Source organism: Mucilaginibacter antarcticus (genome assembly GCF_042686155.1).
GTDB classification, from domain to species: Bacteria; Bacteroidota; Bacteroidia; order Sphingobacteriales; family Sphingobacteriaceae; genus Mucilaginibacter; species Mucilaginibacter antarcticus.
The window spans coordinates 1-19134 of the sequence record NZ_JBHUON010000034.1; the positions used below are offsets into that span (position 1 = coordinate 1).

At 43.1% G+C, this 19134-nt stretch carries 20 protein-coding genes; 5 read left to right on the top strand and 15 right to left on the bottom strand.

Going from position 1 to position 19134, the window contains the following annotated elements; genetic code table 11:
- Window positions 1-228 precede the first annotated feature (228 nt).
- From ACFSYC_RS18670 to ACFSYC_RS18690, 5 genes are all read right to left on the bottom strand, one after another.
- Window positions 229-1467 carry a PQQ-dependent sugar dehydrogenase gene (locus ACFSYC_RS18670; RefSeq protein ID WP_377130373.1) on the bottom strand — a complete coding sequence of 413 codons (1239 nt, stop codon included), beginning with the start codon at window positions 1465-1467 and terminating at the stop codon, window positions 229-231.
- Between the two features lie 3 nt (window positions 1468-1470).
- Window positions 1471-2727 carry a PQQ-dependent sugar dehydrogenase gene (locus ACFSYC_RS18675; protein WP_377130374.1) on the bottom strand — a complete coding sequence of 419 codons (1257 nt, stop codon included), beginning with the start codon at window positions 2725-2727 and terminating at the stop codon, window positions 1471-1473.
- 277 nt (window positions 2728-3004) lie between these two features.
- The gene (locus ACFSYC_RS18680; RefSeq protein ID WP_377130375.1) at window positions 3005-3253 is read right to left on the bottom strand and encodes a hypothetical protein; all 249 of its coding nucleotides are present in this window, start codon (window positions 3251-3253) and stop codon (window positions 3005-3007) included.
- Window positions 3254-3973 carry a DUF3291 domain-containing protein gene (locus tag ACFSYC_RS18685; protein WP_377130376.1) on the bottom strand — a complete coding sequence of 240 codons (720 nt, stop codon included), beginning with the start codon at window positions 3971-3973 and terminating at the stop codon, window positions 3254-3256.
- Window positions 3966-4577, bottom strand: coding sequence for a hypothetical protein (locus ACFSYC_RS18690; RefSeq protein ID WP_377130377.1), 612 nt, complete (start codon window positions 4575-4577; stop codon window positions 3966-3968). The genes ACFSYC_RS18685 and ACFSYC_RS18690 overlap by 8 nt, the downstream gene beginning before the upstream one ends.
- A 40-nt stretch (window positions 4578-4617) precedes the next feature.
- On the opposite strand from ACFSYC_RS18690, the gene ACFSYC_RS18695 reads away from it, so the two are divergent.
- From ACFSYC_RS18695 to ACFSYC_RS18705, 3 genes are read left to right on the top strand one after another with little or no spacing between them, the layout of a single operon-like run.
- Window positions 4618-5100, top strand: coding sequence for a GAF domain-containing protein (locus ACFSYC_RS18695; protein WP_377130378.1), 483 nt, complete (start codon window positions 4618-4620; stop codon window positions 5098-5100).
- Window positions 5093-5746 carry an alpha/beta fold hydrolase gene (locus ACFSYC_RS18700; RefSeq protein WP_377130379.1) on the top strand — a complete coding sequence of 218 codons (654 nt, stop codon included), beginning with the start codon at window positions 5093-5095 and terminating at the stop codon, window positions 5744-5746. The genes ACFSYC_RS18695 and ACFSYC_RS18700 overlap by 8 nt, the downstream gene beginning before the upstream one ends.
- Window positions 5743-6345 carry a DNA-3-methyladenine glycosylase gene (locus tag ACFSYC_RS18705; protein WP_377130380.1) on the top strand — a complete coding sequence of 201 codons (603 nt, stop codon included), beginning with the start codon at window positions 5743-5745 and terminating at the stop codon, window positions 6343-6345. Before ACFSYC_RS18700 ends, ACFSYC_RS18705 begins: the two co-directional genes overlap by 4 nt.
- A 54-nt stretch (window positions 6346-6399) precedes the next feature.
- On the opposite strand, the gene ACFSYC_RS18710 is transcribed toward ACFSYC_RS18705, so the two are convergent.
- The 4 genes from ACFSYC_RS18710 to ACFSYC_RS18725 are packed head-to-tail and all read right to left on the bottom strand — an operon-like array spanning window position 6400 to window position 9352.
- The gene (locus tag ACFSYC_RS18710) at window positions 6400-7779 is read right to left on the bottom strand and encodes an MATE family efflux transporter (protein WP_377130381.1); all 1380 of its coding nucleotides are present in this window, start codon (window positions 7777-7779) and stop codon (window positions 6400-6402) included.
- Between the two features lie 13 nt (window positions 7780-7792).
- The gene (locus tag ACFSYC_RS18715; protein ID WP_377130382.1) at window positions 7793-8416 is read right to left on the bottom strand and encodes an AlbA family DNA-binding domain-containing protein; all 624 of its coding nucleotides are present in this window, start codon (window positions 8414-8416) and stop codon (window positions 7793-7795) included.
- Window positions 8391-8882 carry a GNAT family N-acetyltransferase gene (locus ACFSYC_RS18720; protein WP_377130383.1) on the bottom strand — a complete coding sequence of 164 codons (492 nt, stop codon included), beginning with the start codon at window positions 8880-8882 and terminating at the stop codon, window positions 8391-8393. Before ACFSYC_RS18720 ends, ACFSYC_RS18715 begins: the two co-directional genes overlap by 26 nt.
- Window positions 8879-9352, bottom strand: a complete 474-nt coding sequence (locus ACFSYC_RS18725; RefSeq protein ID WP_377130384.1) for a DUF4442 domain-containing protein — start codon at window positions 9350-9352, stop codon at window positions 8879-8881. The genes ACFSYC_RS18720 and ACFSYC_RS18725 overlap by 4 nt, the downstream gene beginning before the upstream one ends.
- Window positions 9353-9529: 177 nt before the next feature.
- Here ACFSYC_RS18725 and ACFSYC_RS18730 point away from each other — a divergent pair, with 177 nt between their 5' ends.
- Window positions 9530-9706 (top strand): hypothetical protein, encoded by a 177-nt coding sequence (locus ACFSYC_RS18730; protein WP_377130385.1) that lies wholly within the window; start codon window positions 9530-9532, stop codon window positions 9704-9706.
- A gap of 164 nt (window positions 9707-9870) precedes the next feature.
- Here ACFSYC_RS18730 and ACFSYC_RS18735 read toward each other — a convergent pair whose 3' ends face one another.
- The 3 genes from ACFSYC_RS18735 to gyrA are packed head-to-tail and all read right to left on the bottom strand — an operon-like array spanning window position 9871 to window position 14891.
- On the bottom strand, window positions 9871-11175 hold the full coding sequence (locus ACFSYC_RS18735) for a tetratricopeptide repeat protein (protein ID WP_377130386.1): 1305 nt from the start codon (window positions 11173-11175) through the stop codon (window positions 9871-9873).
- An 8-nt stretch (window positions 11176-11183) separates the two neighbouring features.
- Entirely contained in the window at window positions 11184-12317 is a 1134-nt protein-coding gene (locus ACFSYC_RS18740; RefSeq protein WP_377130387.1) for a tetratricopeptide repeat protein, read from the bottom strand.
- Between the two features lie 3 nt (window positions 12318-12320).
- A complete protein-coding gene (gene gyrA, locus ACFSYC_RS18745; RefSeq protein WP_377130388.1) occupies window positions 12321-14891 on the bottom strand; it encodes a DNA gyrase subunit A in 2571 nt (856 codons plus the stop codon).
- Between the two features lie 302 nt (window positions 14892-15193).
- Between gyrA and ACFSYC_RS18750 the strand changes: the two genes are divergently transcribed.
- Window positions 15194-16345: an endo-1,4-beta-xylanase gene (locus ACFSYC_RS18750; protein WP_377130389.1), complete on the top strand. Its 1152-nt coding sequence runs from the start codon at window positions 15194-15196 to the stop codon at window positions 16343-16345.
- A gap of 56 nt (window positions 16346-16401) precedes the next feature.
- Here the strand turns inward: ACFSYC_RS18750 and ACFSYC_RS18755 are convergent, their stop codons facing one another.
- From ACFSYC_RS18755 to ACFSYC_RS18765, 3 genes are read right to left on the bottom strand one after another with little or no spacing between them, the layout of a single operon-like run.
- A complete protein-coding gene (locus tag ACFSYC_RS18755) occupies window positions 16402-16797 on the bottom strand; it encodes a hypothetical protein (protein WP_377130390.1) in 396 nt (131 codons plus the stop codon).
- Window position 16798: 1 nt separating this feature from the next.
- Complete coding sequence (gene hemF / locus ACFSYC_RS18760; protein WP_377130392.1) at window positions 16799-17713, bottom strand: oxygen-dependent coproporphyrinogen oxidase; 915 nt, start codon at window positions 17711-17713, stop codon at window positions 16799-16801.
- Window positions 17714-17763: 50 nt separating this feature from the next.
- Window positions 17764-19014: an MFS transporter gene (locus ACFSYC_RS18765; protein WP_377130393.1), complete on the bottom strand. Its 1251-nt coding sequence runs from the start codon at window positions 19012-19014 to the stop codon at window positions 17764-17766.
- Window positions 19015-19134: the final 120 nt, after the last annotated feature.

The following is a 19134-nucleotide window of genomic DNA, read 5'->3' on the forward strand; positions in this document are numbered from 1 at the left end:
TTATGCCTTCGCTTAAATGATCCTCAATGATCTTTTCTTCTTTAATTTTGTTCATCGTTTACACTTTAATGTGTAAACCTATTTCAGGACAAGTCATCCTGAAAAAGTTCTCACTTTAACCGCTGTAGAATCCCTCTATTTAGTGACCATGCGGAGACTAAAGTTCCAGAAATCACCTAGGAAACAGCTGTTAAAACGCAGTAAATCACTAGTCTTTTACGGCAAATATCAATTTGTTACTTTATAAATAGCGCCTTTTACATCAGCCATTAAAGTACCACCATTCGCAATTACGTAAAGCTCGCCCGATGGGTCTTCGCCGAAGGCGATCACCTTAATATTCTCCGGATAGTTTCTTAAGGTCACTTTACCGCGGTGCCATTCGGCGCCGGTTTTCTGGATATAATAAAGCGGACCGGCCCAGTCTGCAAAAAGGTATTTGCCTTTCAGCGTCGGCAGTTGTTTGCCGTTGTAAACGTAACCGCCTATGATGCTGATTCCGCTTTTATGGTCGTACTCGGTAATGGGTTTAATAGTGCCGTTAAAATCGCAACCTTCCTTAGGGTTAAAACAATGGTTACCCTCAATCATGCGCCAGCCGTAGTTGCCGCCTTTCTCCACAATGTCAACCTCTTCATATAGGCCCTCGCCAACATCCGCAGTGAATAGTTGCTTCGTGGCCTTATCAAACGAGAACCGCCAGGCGTTACGCAGCCCGTAGGCCCAAATTTCGGGCTTTACATCGGCTTTGCCAACAAATGGGTTGTCCTTGGGTATGCTATAGGCAACATTCATAGTGGCGGCGGTATTAACGTCAATGCGCAGGATCTTGGACAGTAGGGTATTCAAGTTTTGTCCGTTTCCAACGGGCCCGTGCCTGTCACCGCCACCACCTCCGTCGCCAATAGCCAGGTAAAGGTAGCCATCCGGCCCAAATCTCAAACAGCCGCCGTTATCACCCTGCCCGGGCTGATCGGTTGTCAATATCACCTTGCCGTTATTGGCATCCAACTGGCTCATGTCTTTAGGTAGCACATATTCAGCAATGATATTAGTATGATCTATTTTATCCAAGCTGGTTGGCGCTGTATAAAATACATAAATCTTGCGGTTGCTGTTAAACTTGGGGTGCAACGCAATGCCCAACAAGCCGCGCACATCCACAGGTAGCAGTTTATTAAACTTGCTGCTCAGATCAAGCACCGGCTGCGCCTGTAGTTTGCCGTTCCTTACCAACCGTACCTTACCCGACTGCTCGGCTATCAGCATGTCGCCATTACCCAAAAATGCCATGTCAACCGGCGACTGCAGTCCGTTAACCACCGCTTGCGCGCTAAAGTTTAATGCGGGGGCGGTTTCATCGGCCGGTGTAACCGGCTTGTTTATAACGTAAGAAGGGAGCAGCAAAAAGCCGGCTCCCCCTAGTAGTATTGCGGTAAATAGCTTACCCGTAAAATATCTTTTCATTAATTAGCTTTTGGTTATCTTGTAAGCGCTGCCGGTGGTGGCGCCATAAGGGCCCGGACCTGCTTCCGCGTTTAGCAAGATATACATTTCGCCCGACTGATCCTCGCCCCAACCTGTAATTTTTGCGCCACGAGGGAAGTTTTTTATCGTCACCTTGCCACGGTTCCAGGCTTTGCCGGCTTTTTGCAAGTACCAAACCGGTCCGGTCCAATCGCCAAACAAATATTTGCCCTTAAGCCCGGGTATTTGGCTGCCGTTATAAACGTTTCCGCCTATAACAGATACGCCTTCGCTGTGGTGATACTCGCTGATAGGGGCGGTGTAACCTGTAAAGCTGCAACCGGTGTTAGGGTTGTGGCAATGGTTTCCTTCTACCACACGCCAGCCGTAGTTGGCGCCTTTTTCCAGTATATCAACCTCTTCGTATAGGTCCTGGCCAACTTCGCCAACAAATAACTGTTTTGATGTTTTGTCGATAGTAATACGGTATGGGTTACGGAAACCGGCGGCCCAAATCTCTGGCTTCACGCCATCTTTGCCTACGTAAGGGTTGTCTTTGGGTACCGTATAAGGCGCGTCACCATCTACATTTACACGTAATACTTTGCCCAACCAGGTGTTCATGTCCTGTCCGTTACCTATCGTGCCATGCTCGTCGCGCTGTCCGCCGCCATCGCCAAAGGTCACATACAGGTAGCCGTCGGCGCCAAACACTAAGCCGCTGCCGTTATGGTTCCCGTCGGGTTTGTCTTGTGCCAATATGATGTGTGCGCTGGCCGTATCGGCCATGTCTGACTGTGGGAGCATTTTATATTCGGCTACCACATCGGTATGGTCAAACTTACGACCGTTTTTACTATCAGGGTTTATGGTAGATGTGTTGCGGCTATAGAATAGGTAAAACTTACCATTGGTGTTAAACTTTGGGTGAAGCACCACGTTTAGCAAGCCTTTTTCTTCGTAGCCAGAGCCTACACGTACCATTTTGTTCTTAACGTCAAGAACAACAGTGCCGGTTAACTTACCATCGCGCACCAGGCGAATCTTGCCGGTTTGCTCGGTAACCCAACCGGTGTTAGGGCCGGGGAATACCATTGCGGTAGGCGCCTGTATGCCTTGCGCCACCAGTTCACAGTTTAGGGTGATGCCCGGCGCTTCGTCGCTATTAATAAAAGAGGGGAGTGTGGTCATACCGGCAACGGCCACTGCCGACGCGAAAAGGGTATAAGCTAATGTTTTTGTAAAGGTTATTTTGGTCATTTTATATGAGTTCAAGTTATGGGCGCCTTCCCGTCAGTCATTGCGAGGAGCGAAGCAATGACGCATGGCGTGCGTTAGTTGCTGATGACAATGTTACAATTTATCGTTTGATTAGAGATGCAACGCATTGGTATTTTTATGCAAACGATGTCGGCACAAAATTGAAGCCGATTTTGAGGCTAATTTCCTTAAAAATTCTTACAAAATCGCGACCAAATAAAATTCTGTTTCAATTATATCATATTAATAATCAAGTTATAAAGTCAGTTCACTTAAACTAATAGTTGTATCTATAATAGGCCTCTTTATAATCTTTGCCCATTTCTATAAATCGCACGGCTACAGCTTTTAAAAACGCTTCGTCCAGGATTTCAAACACGCTATTCACTCCATCCGTAAGGTCCATTTCGGGGATCTTGTAAGTTTGCTCCAATATGCCGCGCTCCATTTTTACAATGAACTTTTGGTTCATGCTAAATATGGTGATCTTAAAATCAGGATGTGGTAACTCTGCTACTACTCTCATTTATGCTTTTAAATTTAGATGATCTTTTAAAGGGTCGGCCCCATTTAAGGTACCAAATGCGTCGATGATACTAAACCGCGCAAACAGCTCTTCTGCGTACCATTTTTCGTCCCGGGTTTTCTTGATGACTGCAGCATGTTCTTGTGACCCATAAGCGAAAGCTTTAACGTCATCCAGGCTTTCCCAAACTGAAAATGTAGCCTGGCGATACAGTGGTGCCTCGCCAATGCCAAAGGAAGCTATAAAGCCATGTGCAGCGGCCATTAAGTTGGCTACGCCTGCAACGTTAGCCCAAAAGTATTTAAGTCGCGTAAACCGAATGGTAGCGCGTGTGAGTACGGCCACCGGTCCGGCTGGTATAGTTGCGTTTGGCTTGCCAAAAGGTTCTTTACCATCCCATTTGCCGTGACTTTGTAAAGGCGATAGCAGGATAGTCCATTTTTCAACCTGGTACTTATCCCACCATTTAGCTACCTCAGAGTCCCGGTAAAATGCATCAAAGCTATCGCGGTCATCCCAGACGGCCAGTACGGCCCACTGCTGCCAGTCGGGCTTGGTATCAAACGTTCCGTTTTTGCCGCTACCCATCAGTTTGTAAAAAGTACAGCCGGCTTGTTGCGCCATATAACGCCGGTGCAGCGCCATAGCTAACAGGGCTTTCCAAATGTTTTGCTTGGGGTAACGTAATATGGTAAGGCTAACTATCAATTGCTTAAGCATTGAATTTGAAGCCAATTATTTTATCTTGACTACTTTTATGCAATAGCTCCTGCCTTAACTGATGCCATTCTGTTTCATTAATAATATTTCTTTCCCAAAGCCACTTTAAATTAGTTGTTAGTTGTTCGTGGGAGCTATCCGTGTCGGCATAAATATAGCGCCTTATAAGATATTGTTTCTGTTGGTCAAAAACCTTTTGAATGTATTGATTCACCATAACTTGATTAGGTGATCGCGCTAAGAAATGTATTGAGTGACCTGTGAGTAATTTGATATTTACGTTATTGGTATAAGTCAACCCAATTAAGAAAACCAATGAAACAAAAAGGGCTGAATAAATTCCGATATCTTCGATTGTTGAACCGCCTGACACAAAAAAATGCGAAATAATGGCGCAAGCACAGCAAATAAAACCTAAGGCTGCAATTAAGGTTAAAACATTATTTGTTTCCCTATACCTTGTTATCACAGAGGTAATGCTTTCAAATGGAATCTCATTTTCTACACTGTTTAAAAGCCTTATTGTCTTAACTTTTAAAGAATTTTCGGTTATTTCAAATTCTTTTGTCACAAAAAAAAATCTCTGTTTCAATATGTTATTCATATCGGTAATTTTGCCCTAATATATTAATTATATTGTTCTCATGGCAGAAGACCTAACTATAAGCACATCGACCAACAAGGCCGAACAATACAAATCCCTGGTACCGCAAATTGAAGCCCTTTTATACGGCGAAACCGATTTGGTAGCCAATATGGCTAATGTTTGTGCGGCTTTAAAGGAGCAGTTCAACTGGCTTTGGGTAGGGTTTTACGTTGTAAAAAATGGCGAGCTGGTGTTAGGCCCTTTCCAGGGGCCGGTTGCATGTACCCGTATTGCTAAAGGCAAAGGAGTTTGCGGCGGCGCATGGGAGCGGGGCAAGACGTTGGTAGTGCCTGATGTTGACGCGTTCCCGGGACATATTGCCTGTAGCTCAGCATCGCGATCTGAAATTGTTTTGCCGCTGTTTAATAACAATGAAGTGGTTGCTGTGTTAGATGTAGATAGCGAGCACCTGGCACACTTTGATGAGGTGGACGCTTTGTATTTAGCGCAGATTGTTCAACTGATTGATTTTAATGAGTAAGATATTTTTGATAGCCGGCCTTGGTGCTGACACCCGTATTTACAACAACATTGAACTGGGCGAAGAGCATGACATTACGCCGGTAGATTGGATAGAACCTAACGAACGTGATACTTTAAGTACTTATGCGCAAAAGCTTATACACCAATATAATATCACACCTAACGCTGTTATAATTGGCAACTCTTTAGGGGGGATGATCGCGGTTGAGATAGGCAAGCAAATCAAGCTCAATAAGATCATCCTGATCTCCAGCATTAAAACCCGGAGCGAGGCACCGGCTTATTTTAATTTCTTTAAGGCTGTACCACTATACAAAATAGTAAGGGGTAACCTTGTGAGAAAGTTAGGTGGTTTAATGCGGCCAATGTTTGGGCAGATGTCTGAACAGCACTTGTGGTTGTTTAAGGATATGCTTGAAAAATCGTCGCCAAAGTTTATTGAATGGGCCATTAAGGCTGCTTTACATTGGGATAATGAAACTGTACCTGCCAATGTATATCATATCACAGGCGACAAGGACCTGATCTTTAATTATAAAAGGATCAAAGATGCCACCATTATAAAGGGTGGCACACATATTATGATATTTGATAAAGCCAAGCAGATCAATAAGTTGTTAAAAGGAATCTTGAAAAAGAAATGAAACTGCCACAATCTTTTTATGAGCGTAATGATGTTGTAGCGATAAGCCGCGAGCTATTGGGTAAGTATTTATTTACCTATATAGACGGTGCCGTTACCGGTGGTTATATTGTTGAAACAGAAGCTTATAACGGGATAATCGATCGTGCATCGCACAGTTTCGGCGGCCGCATGACGCCACGCACCAAGACCATGTACATACAGGGGGGCGTAGCCTACGTTTACCTATGCTACGGTATCCACGAAATGTTTAACGTGGTGACGTCTGTCGAAGGTGAGCCAAACGCCGTTTTAATAAGGGCCATACAACCTACCGAGGGTTTGGACATTATGCAGTTTAGGCGCAAAATGAGCGCTATTAAACCAACTATAACCATGGGGCCGGGTTCTGTAGCCCAGGCGCTGGGAATCTCAAGGCAAATCAACGCTATCAGCCTGCAAAGCGATACGCTATGGATTGAGGATAGGGGCCTGGTAATACCCGATGGCGACATTGCCGCTGTACCGCGTGTCGGTGTGGCTTATGCCAAAGAAGACGCGTTGTTGCCATACCGCTTTTTTGTTAAAGGCAATCCCCACGTTAGCAAACCAAATAAATAACCGTTTTCTTATTTAAGTGTCACTATCTAATTGATTGTAGTGCAATAGGTTGAATTAATCTTGCGCGATGATGACCGCCTGTTTAATACGGTGATGCTTGCTGATAATCTTATAACGGATAAACAACAATATCGCCGAAACTGCTAAGCCTATCACAAGCCCATACCAAACCCCGTTTACGCCCTGCTTTAAATGGATTCCAAAAAAGTATCCGATAGGGAGGCCTAGTACCCAATAAGCCAAAAAGGTGATGAAGGTGGGAATGTTAACATCGCCCATACCCCGCAATATACCCAAGCCCACAACCTGTGCACCGTCGAATAACTGGAAGATGGCGGCTATGATAAGTAACTGTGCTGCAATGCTTATAACGCTGTAATCGGAAGTGTATATCCAGGGTAAGAGGTGATTGCCAAAAGTAAATATCAGTGCTGTAACAGACATAAACACCAGCACAATATGGTAGCTCGCATTCGCCGATAACCTCAAGCTGTGATGATCTTTAGTGCCAAAGTAATTGCCCGACTTAATTGCCGCCGCGGCTGATAATCCGCTGGACATCATGTACGTCATCGAAGCCAGGTTGATCGCAATTTGATGGGCAGCCAACTGTATGGTACCAATGCTGCCGATAATCACGGCCGCGGTGCTGAAGGCGCCAATCTCGAAGGCATATTGCATAGCTACCGGCGCGCCGATTTTAAGAATACGTAAACTCCGTACACGATCAATATTTTTAAGCGCGAAGCCTTTTAAATACGCTTTAAAGTTAGACGAACGAAAAACATAAAAGCCCATAACCAACGCCATTAAACAACGGTCTATCAAGGTGCTGTAACCGACACCCATAATACCCATTGGCGCAATACCGAACAGGCCCTTTACAAAAGTTATCCCCAAACAAATATTAATGACATTACCCCAGATGGATACCATCATGGCTTGTTTGGTAAAGCCCAGTCCCTCGGCAAACTGCTTAAAGGTGTTGAATATCAACATTGGTATTACAGACGCGGCCAGCAGCGTTAAAAAGGGTTTGGCTTGCTTTAGCACATCGGGCGATTGATGCAGATCATCCAGGAAATAGGCAGAACCCAAAACGACCAGGCCAAAAAGCGCAAAGCCCGTAATTAGGTTGATAAACAAACTGTTTGATAGCAGTTGTCCGCATTCGGCAAATTCTTTACGGCCATTATGTTGGGCAATGAGTGGGGTAGAGCCATAGGAGATGCCGATGCCGATGATCATGGGTACCATAAAAATGCTGGTCGCCAACGAAACGGCGGCAAGACTAACCGTACCCGCAAAATGCCCGACGATAATAGTATCAGACATTTGTACCAGCGTGTGGCCCAATTGTGATATTACCACCGGGATAGCCAGTTTTAAGGTATCGCCGTAATGCGATTTATATTTTGTGTAGAAAGAAAGCATGAAATTATGTTGATCAGGCGGCGGTGTAATATTCTTCCCTCTCGGAGGTATGTACTTTGATTAATCCCGACAATATCATATTAACCAATATGCGCTGCGCCGCCCGGCGCCCCACTTTTACCAGGTCGCAGTATTCTTTGACGGTTATGCGCGGTGTGTTTTCCAGATATTCTAACAACGATTTTTCTTTAGACGAGTATTCTATCAGTACACCCGTGTCTTGCGATGACCGTTTCAAAACATCAACAATAACTTTGCTGGCCAATACGCTTTTATCTTTAACGCGCACGTAAACCCACCATTTACCGTCGTCGGCAAGGGCGTAGTGTGGTTTTAGGTCGCCCTGGGGGATATCGACAATAAGCACTAGTTTGTCATCTACATAAACTTCTTCAAACACAGGTTCCAGTGCCGGCCGGGCAAACACATGGGCAGCCCTGGTGATCATATAACGCTCTTCATCCTCAGATTTTACGCCTTTTATGGATCCATCATCAGCCACCCCAATAAGCAGCCTGCCACCCAGATTGTTAGCAAACGACACCATGGTGCGGGCAATTTTCTCGCAGCTGGTTATCGTTTTTTTAAAATCAAGTTTAACACCTTCGCCCTCAAATATTTGCTTCTTTAGGTTCATGTTCGTCGTTATTAAGCGCTTGGTAAGGCGTAAATATTTCCATCCATACTTCGGGCTTAGTTACAGCCGTAAAACCAAATTGGTTGTAAAGACGATGTGCGTCTGCTGTAGCCAAACTCCATCGCCTTAGGCCCTGCAAATCGGGATGGTTTTTTATAGTCTGCATCAGCCATTTTGATAGGCCAAGCTTACGGTAATTTGGCAAGACAAATACATCTGCAAGATAACCAAAAGTAGCATTGTCTGTAATAACCCGGGCAAATCCTATTTGTTTATCATGTTGATAAATGCCAAAGCACATCGAATTTTGAATAGCTTTTTTCAATTTTTCTACCGGGATACTTTTAGACCAGTATGACTCCTGATCCAGATATTGATAGATCGTGTCAAAGTTGAGCAGGCTTTTATCCGTTGAGATCAAAAAACCTTTATCTAAAAACGCTTTATCGTTTATAAATACTTTCATTTTCCTTCTACAAAGTTTAGGTTACGCAGGTATACCTCGTTCATTACTGTTACGCATATTTCGCCGTTGGTGTTATAAATGTCAATACGGTGCGGTTTAATGTATTTGCCAACCGTGTTTAATATATGCTCAGCTTCGGCCACTTCTTCGTTGCTAATGCGGATTTTAAACTGCAATTTAGTTAAACCGGGCTTTAAATATTGTATCTCAGAAGATTTTGACCAGGCAATAACATTATAACCCTTATGAATAAATATCTGGTGAAATAACAATGGGTAAAAGGGATCAGCGGCAGCAAATATCGTCCCGCCGAAGATGGAGTTGTTATAATTTCTGTTAAGGAGACTTTTATTAACGTTTACAGTTACGCCTCTAAACTCCTTATCGATTCTAACCACCCAAATACGTTGAAACAACAGAGGAGGGTAGATACGCATTCCCCATTTAGATAACCGTGCAGACACCTTCATAGCGCCTAAATATCGCAAATAATCAAACCAAACCTTTATCAAAGCAATGGCAATTTCTCAACAACTGATGTTGCTTCAAAATTTATATCTATTTCTCTTAAAGAAATAGATATAAACAATGAAGTTGTTATTTGGTTATCAAGATTAACGTTAATATTTAATTTAAAAACAAAACTTATGAAAAAGCAAATTTTAAGTTTCGCGCTTCTCGCGACGATGATTTCGGCAGTTGCCGTTGGTTGTAGCAGTTCAGAAAAAGCAACCGTGTCAGACTCAAACACGATGGATTCGCCTATGGTTGACACAACTAAAATGATGGACACCACCAAAATGGATACCACAAGAAAAATGTAAATAAGAAACCCCGTCTAACTAACGGGGTTTCTTATTTATATCCATTTCTTATAGTTATACTCTCATCTAAAAAAAGGGATAGTAAAATTCTTATAATTAACATTATGTTAACTAAGATTGTTTACTAAAAGCCGCATTGTAAGATGCGGCCTTTAATAGAAGCCCTATTTAAGGCCGTCTATTGTTTTCTGAACCTTATTAGCCTCGGCCATGTTTCTGGTGGTAAGGTAATAGTTTTTTAAATTCCTCCAGGCATCAATGTTTTTCGGCTGCAACTCTGTAGCTTTTACCAGGTAAGGTTTTGCTAAATCAGATTGGGCCGTTGATTTTGCCAACATTGCGTTATATTCTTTTTGTTTTGCTGGTGGTAAGTAATTGTTAGCATAATTATAACTATCAATTGCCGGCGACAACAGCGCATAACCTAAGTTTAAGTTTGCCTCATAATAAGCCGGATCTAACTCTAAAGCTTTTTTATACATGTCAGCAGCTTTGGTCATGTATTCCTGTTTCTTAGTTTGAACGGGATTAAATTTGGCTAAGAAAGCAGGTAACAGAGATTCCTTCAGGTTTTTGCCTGCGGTTTCTTTAAGTTTATCCAACTCAACGCTGCTGTTATTGCCAAATGTGGTATAAACTAAGCCTGCGTAGTAATACAGGTTTTTGTTCTTAGGGTCATTAGCTATAGCAGCTTCAATTTTACCTAATACCTCTTGTGCTTTGCCAGACTGTAAGCTGATCTCTATTTCTCTCTTTCTTAACTCGCCACTGCTAGGAAATTTCTCAATACCAGCAGTCACTGTTTTAAGTGCGTTTACGGTATCTTTCATGTCAAAGAAGTAAAGACTTGAAAGATCAAGATAAATGGTTTCTTTTTTACTGAAATCTAAAGGCAATAATTCTGTATATGACTTGATAGCTGCAGGAACATTTTTACCTGCTATTGCCGCAAGTCCCGAATAATAAATGGCTGTAGTGTCATTAGGCGAAATTTGGTGATAAGCGTCAAATGCTTTAAAGGCAGCGTCAAAACTTTTAGCTTGAAACGCAGTAACCCCTTTGTTTAGTTGATATTGGGCTAAGTTTCTGGTGGCCTCGCTTATCAAAGCTTTGTTCTCTCCTGCTGCATCCAGTTCTTTAGCTTTTGCAAGTGCCTCAGCCGCAGTGGTATATAACGGTAGCGTTTTTGATTCTAAAGTATCGCGCATTGCGTAAGTTGAATACATAGCCGCTTTTAAAGCAAAAGTTAACGGAAGCTGGGCGGTTTTTTCATGAACAGCAACTTTATCTATTGCAGTGCGCGATTCAACCAGGTTTTTATCTGCTTCGGCGTAGGTAGCCTGCACTTTGCTAAGCATTAAGTATTTATCAAACTTTTCTTTGGCCTCGGTGAGCAGGTATTTTTGTGCCGACACCTTAGATGCAGAGGCAACACAAAACAAGCCTGCTATCAAAAATTTAATTTTCATAGTCTAATTTATTGATTGGTTATTTGTTTTAGTTTATTATCTATTATCGTAATCTGATCATTATTGCCTGTTTGACCGTAAAGCATTTTTAACACTTCAAGGCATTTAACATCGTTTGGCGACATCTCATTAGCTTTTTCCAACCACTGCTGGGCAAAAGTTAAATTCTTGTCTTTGTTAGTGCTATTGTTAGCCGCACTCTTTTTTAAATAAAGTAAACCCAGGTTAAAAACCGATTCATAAGCCGAGCCATTCAAGTCAATCGCCCTTAAATAAAGCGACTCAGCTTTATCGTATTGCTTAAGCTTATCATAGCAGTTTGCTGCTACAAATACAATATCGGGGTTATTTATGTTATTGTCAAGTAATTGCGGTAACAGCGGCTCTAAAGATCTGTAGTCTTTGCGGTTAGCATAAATATTTGCTTCAATTAGTAATAAGGCCTTATCATTAGGCATCGCTTTACGCCCTTTTTTTATCAGCTCTATCGCTTTTGTGGTGTCCCCTATCGTTTTGTAAACGTTGGCTGCCGCCTCGATATAATCGGTGCTTAAACTATCGGTTTTTGAAAGGATATCATACGATTTTGCTGCCGCCGCCGGATTATTCATCCTTTGATTGGTAAAAGCCATGTACTTATTAAGCGGCTTAAAGTTAGGTGCAAACCGGTATGCCTTTTTATACATCTCTAATGCATTGGCATAATCTAACTTTGTAAGGTAGGCAAAACCTTTGCGTATGTAAACATTGGCAAGGCACTGTTTCGCAAAATCCATTTCAGGCTGATACTTAAAAATGCGACTGCGGCCGTCTAAAATATCAACCTGTTCAATAGTTTTCCTGAAAAGATTTTCGGGCTGGCCGGTCTTATTTGTCGAATCAACATATAAAATGGCCGAATTGATAAGCGCTATGTATACTTTTTTTTCAAGGTTATTAGTATCCAGGCGCTGATCCATCGTTATCTTCATGATACTGTCGATGGATTTTTTGGCATTGGTAAGGAACCGGAGTTCCTTACGCTGTTTGTAATAGGCCAAATGATTAACCACCACCTTTAGCACTTCTGACTGGCAGAAGGCTAATGGTGCGGTAAATAATAATACTAAAACCGATAAAATTATTTTACGGCCTATCTTCATAAGTTATTCAGTTGTTTCGTCCGAAGCTGGTGCAGCAGCGTCAGTATCCGGAGCAGATGGCGTTTCGCCGTCGGTTTCTCCTTCAACCTCTATTGCCTCTTCTACTTCTTCCTCGTGTTCAATTTTAGCTACTGATGCTATCTCGTCGTTACCCTTCAAAGTTATCAGCCTCACTCCTTGTGTGGCGCGGCCCATTACCCTTAATTCGCTAACAGCAATACGTATAATAACACCCGATTTATTGATGATCATCAGATCCTCATCATCAGTAACACCTTTTATGGCAACAAGTTTTCCGGTTTTTTCAGTTACGCTAAGTGTCTTAACACCCTTGCCGCCTCTGTTAGTAACGCGATAATCATCAATATCAGTACGTTTACCATAACCTTTTTGTGATACTACCAATACAGTAGTCTCTGGGTTATCAATACTGATCATGCCAACAACCTCATCGTTGTCGCTATCTAAGCTGATACCACGTACACCCGTAGCCGTACGGCCCATTGGGCGTACAGTAGACTCGTTGAAGCGGATAGCACGGCCTGACTGCAGCGCCATAACAATCTCGCTTGTACCTGTGGTTAACGTTGCTTCCAGTAATGAATCGCCATCATTAACATTAATAGCGTTTATACCGTTAGCACGTGGGCGTGAATAAGCCTCAAGCGAGGTTTTTTTGATCACACCCTTCTTGGTACACATAATAATGAAGTTGTTTTCCAAATAATCTTTGTCTTTCAGATTAACAACTTTTATGTATGCCTTGATCTTTTCTTCTTTTGGTATGTTGATGATATTTTGGATGGCACGGCCTTTAGACGTACGCGAACCTTCAGGGATCTCAAACACACGTAACCAAAAACACTTGCCGGTTTCTGTAAAGAAAAGCATGTAATTGTGGTTAGATGCTATCAGTAAGTGCTCTATAAAGTCTTCATCGCGGCTGTTGCTGCCAATAGATCCTTTACCACCCCTGCCCTGTCTGCGGTACTCCGTAAGCGAGGTGCGTTTAAGATAACCCTCGCGAGAGATGGTGATCACTACATTCTCATCCTCGATAAAGTCTTCGGTTTGCATTTCTGCAGATGAGTGTACCATTTCGGTTCTACGCTCGTCGCCGTATTTCTCTTTGATCTCTAATAGCTCGTCTTTGATGATCTGCATTCTTAAACCTTCATCATTTAAGATGCCGTTTAAGTAATCTATCAGTTTCATTAAGCCATCATACTCATCTTTGATCTTGTCGCGCTCTAGTCCGGTTAACCTTCTTAGGGTCATGTCCAGTATGGCTCGGGCCTGTAAATCACTTAAGGCAAACTTGCTAATTAAGCCTTCGCGGGCCTCATCAGGTGTTTGCGATGCGCGGATAAGTTTAATTACTTCATCCAGGTGATCCAATGCTATCAGTAAGCCCTCAAGTATATGAGCGCGTTTTTGTGCTTCGGCCAACTCAAATTTGGTACGGCGTACAACCACTTCATGACGATGCTCAACAAAATGATGGATTAGATCTCTCAGGTTAAGCATCATTGGCCGGCCATGTACCAGCGCAATGTTATTTACGCTAAATGATGTTTGTAACGAGGTGTATTTGAATAAGTTATTTAAAACGATGGCAGCATTAGCCTCGCGTTTTATTTCATAAACTATACGGATACCTTCGCGGTTTGATTCATCGCGGATGGCAGATATACCTTCCAGTTTTTTCTCATTAACCAAATCAGCTGTACGCTCAATCATCAAACCTTTATTAACCTGGTAAGGTATTTCGGTTACAATGATGCGCTCGCGGTCGCTGCCATAAGTTTCAATCTCTGCGCGGGCACGTAAAACAACACGGCCACGGCCGGTCTCTAACGCCTCGCGCGGGCCTTCGTAACCATAAATGATACCACCTGTAGGGAAATCGGGACCTTTAACATACGTCATCAACTCGGCAACCTCAATGTTGCGGTTATCAATCAATGCCATAGTAGCATCTATCACTTCAGACAAGTTGTGTGGCGCCATGTTGGTAGCCATACCTACCGCTATACCTGACGCGCCGTTAACCAAAAGGTTAGGGAATTTAGCAGGCAGTACAGTTGGCTCTTGTAACGAGTCATCAAAGTTTAACTGGTAGTCAATAGTATCTTTATTGATATCGGCCAGCATCTCTTCGGCAATCTTTTCCAGACGTGCCTCAGTATAACGCATTGCCGCAGGGTTATCGCCATCAATTGAGCCGTAGTTGCCCTGACCCTCTACCAAGGGGTAGCGTAAGCTCCACTCCTGCGCCATACGTACCATGGTATCATATACAGACGAGTCGCCGTGCGGGTGATATTTACCCATTACCTCACCCACAATACGGGCAGATTTTTTATAAGGCTTATTGTTATTTAAACCCAGATCAAGCATGCCGAAAAGCACGCGCCTGTGTACCGGTTTTAAACCGTCGCGCACATCAGGCAAGGCACGCGATACGATAACTGACATTGAATAATCAATGTAGGCTGATCGCATTTCTTCATCAATATTTATCGAAATAATTCTGTCTTCGTTGTTTGGATCGTTCTCTGTTCCTTCAGCCATTTGAAATTTATTTGTGGATAATTTGCTTTATAATCGGACGTGCCGAAAAGGTCGTTTTACACTGACTTGCGAAGTTAAACAATTACTTCATTTTTCGCCCGCTATTTACCAACAAAATACCTGCTGAAGGAGGTTATCGCATCCCCTGTTTTGGGTGCTTTTTTTCCACAATTGGTGTGTAATCCACATTGGTGCTATTTTGGCTAAGTACTAATTTTGCAATTCAGTTGATACTAAATTTACAGACAAGCTGGGTGATATGCTATTAAACAATATGTTATATTTGAATTTAAACGAAAAGTATGAAAATCTACACCCGTATCATCGCCTTTGTCTGGTGCTTAACAAGTGGCCTTTCTGCATATGCACAAGCTCAGCCTGCTAAGCTTACTGGATCATCTGTTAAAGTCACCCTCAAGGAAGCATTTAAAGGTGCTTTCTACGCAGGTGTAGCTATCAACCGCAGGCAAATTCAAGGCGCAGATACAAAAGGGCGCGAATTGATTGCTACGCAATTTAACAGCATCAGCCCCGAAAATGATTTGAAGTGGTCTTCTATACATCCAAAAAAAGAGGCGTACAATTTTAAACCGGCTGATGATTACGTTGACTTTGGTTTAAAAAATAGAATGTTTATTGTGGGCCACACATTGGTATGGCATCAACAGACCCCCGCTTGGGTGTATAATTCTGAGAGTGGAAATAAATTATCGAGAGATGAATTATTGAAAGTTATGGAAGACCATATAACAACAGTAGTTGGTAGGTACAAAGGTAAAATTGGCGGTTGGGATGTTGTAAATGAGGCTTTTAATGACAATGGGACTTTTAGAAAATCTGACTGGCATGATATCATTGGAGACGATTTTATAGAAAAAGCTTTTGAGTTTGCGCATAAAGCCGACCCGAAAGCGGAGCTGTATTACAATGATTATAACTTATACGTGCCTAAAAAGAGAGAAGCGGTTGTTTCATTAATAAAAAGGCTACAGGCTAAAAATATCCCCGTTACCGCTGTCGGTGAGCAAGGGCATTACGGTTTAAACAGCCCCGCAGTTAACCAGGTTGAAGCTAGTATTATCGCATTTACAGCAACTGGGGCAAGCGTAAATATTACCGAATTGGATATTAACGTGCTGCCAAACGCCAATCAGCAAATAAATGCCGATTTAGGTAACACAGCCGATTATCAGGCTAAATACAACCCTTACGCAGCAGGTTTGCCGGATACTATTGCCACGCAGCTGGCTAACAGATACGCTGCTTTGTTCGCCATGTTTTACAAGCATAAGGCGGTAATTTCAAGGGTAACATTTTGGGGATTAACCGATGGCGACTCATGGCTTAACGGCTGGCCAATTCGTGGTCGCACTAATTATCCCTTACTGTTCGATCGGGCGTATAACATTAAACAGCCCGTGTTTGATGCTGTAGTAAAAGTTGCGGGCCGTTAATTTGGTATCATGACATTGCTTGATTTCGCACAAAGACATCTTGGTTGTTTACTGAACTATTTTAGCCGCTTCCAATAATCCTCAACCACTGCCCCGCCCGGCAATTTTCCGTTAAGAATCAACGTATCGTTTCTAACCAGGTAATGATAACGCACGGTGACGTAGATCAGATCCTGCGATTGCAGGCAATACGTTTGAGTTTCGGCACACGTATCGGCGCTTAACGTGTAGTTGCCACTTTCGTATTTTAAATCTGGCTGGCCCTTTTCTACAGCAAACGCCTGGAAACTGCCTTTTGTGTATCTGCGTTGCTGTGCATAAGTCGTTGCCGGCGGCGATGCTTTTCCGTTGACTTTGCCGCCACAATATTCCCACGTGCCCTTTAATGTCGGTTCCTCGGCTTTAAAAGCCAGGGTAGCAAGTACAATTAAAAATGCTAGTGGCTTGTACATATTAAACCCAGTTAATTCCTTTTTTTAGTAATGATAGCGTGCGTTCTTCTTCGCCACCAGGTTGTGGCTGGTAATTATAAAACCATTTAGCCGTTGGCGGCAAGCTCATCAGTATCGACTCTATACGGCCATTGGTTTCTAACCCGAACTTAGTACCGGCATCATACACCAGGTTAAACTCGGCATAACGGCTGCGGCGCAGGTATTGCCATTGTTGCTGATCGGCGGTAAAAGTTTCATTTTTATGGCGATTAACCAACTCGGTATATATCGGCGCGAACGCACGCCCTAAAGCTTTTGAAAATTCAAAGATCTGCTCCCAGCTCATGTCGTCGTTAGCGGTCAGGCGGTCGTAAAAGATACCCCCTACGCCGCGCGTTTCGTCGCGATGTTTGATAAAGAAGTAGTCATCCGCCCAGGTTTTAAACTTGCTGTAGAACTCGGCATTAAATTGATCACACACAGCGTTTAAGCTACTGTGGAAGAACTTTGCATCCTCGTCAACAACGTAATGTGGTGTAAGGTCGATCCCGCCGCCAAACCAGCGTACCGGCTCTTTACCTTCGCCAAATGTTGATGGCATTTCGAAATACCTGATGTTCATGTGAATGATAGGCACCAACGGATGGTTAGGGTGGATTACGATAGATACCCCGGTAGCAAAGAAATCATCGCTGTCTATGTTTAAGCCTTTTTTGATGGCTTCTGGCAACTCACCACCTACGGCAGAAAAATTAACACCGCCTTTTTCGAATATATTGCCGTCCTGTATCACACGGGTACGGCCACCACCGCCGCCATCGCGATCCCACAGTTCCTGCTCAAATTTAGCCTTGCCGTCAACGGCTTCTAAAGCTTGACATATTTCGTCCTGGATCTGCTGGTAGTCTGCAGCTATTTGTTCTTTCGTAATCATTAGGGCAAAAATGCGATTTTTTTAGGAGAGGATGATAATCACCCAGTCATTTATGTCGTCATATTCAACTCTTCATCCTCCACATAATCCAAATCCTTATCAAACGTCTCCTGTAATTGGCTTACGGCAAACAGCGCTATGCCTGTCAGCAGGATCATCATAAAATAACCGGCCGTGATACGGCCAAACTGTGCGGTTAGCGCAGTAAAAGCAAAGTTAATAGGAATCAATGAGCCACGCACAAAGTTAGGCGCGGTAGTGGTAACCGTCGAACGGATATTGGTACCAAATTGCTCTGAAGCGATAGTAACAAAGGTTGCCCAATAGCCCACCGCAAAACCCATAAAGAAGGCCAGCCACACAAACTGACTGGTGGTTATACCTTTTGCGCTCAGGTAAAACATAACACTGATTAACGAAAGCAGCAAGAAAACAAACATGGTGTTTTTCCTGGAACGGCTATATTGAGCCAATAAACCGGCAAAAACACCGCCTACAGATATACCGATATAGGTATACATTATTCCATCGCCTGCGCTGAGAGCCACCGGCGCACCAAGCGCTTTGCCAAACTCAGGGGCCTTAGTAACCAACACGCCAACCACATACCACAGTGGGGCGCCAATCAATATGCAGTATAAATATTTTAAAAAGCGTTTGCGGTTATTAAACAACATCATGATGTTGCCTTTAGATACATCTTTATCGTGGATATTTTTAAACATGCCAGACTCAAAAGTACCCATCCGCAACAACAGCAATACAATGCCCAGGCCACCACCAACGTAGTAAGCCGTGCGCCAGTCGTATTGGCCTACAAAAGCCGCTGCCACGGCGCCTAAAAGACCAATCATAGCAACAATGGTGGTGCCGTATCCCCTACGCTCTTTGCTCAGTGTTTCGCTCACCAGGGTTATGCCTGCGCCCAACTCTCCGGCCAGGCCTATGCCGGTTACAAAACGGATTAACGCATAACTGTTAACGTCATGAATCATACCGTTAACAAGGTTGCCTATTGAATATAAAAATATCGACCCAAATAAAACCTTGATACGGCCAAGCTTATCGCCCATAATACCCCAAATGATACCGCCCAACAAAAGGCCGCCCATCTGCATATTGATCACGTATTCGCCCTGCTTTTCAATGTCGGCAACAGATACTCCAATGTCTTGCAGGCTGCGTACCCGAACGATTGAGAATATTACCAAATCATATATATCAACAAAATAGCCCAGCGAGGCAACAATAACCAGAAAAAGTGCATTGCGTTTGGCTTTGGCAGAAACGGCGTCGGTCATAATAATTATTAAAAGGGTATTAGAATAATTGGTTGGCCTAAAGTAAATCAATTAGGCAGATCATCAAATTTTTTACCAAAAAAAAACCTCCGGATTTAACCAGAGGTTCTTTTAGTTTTA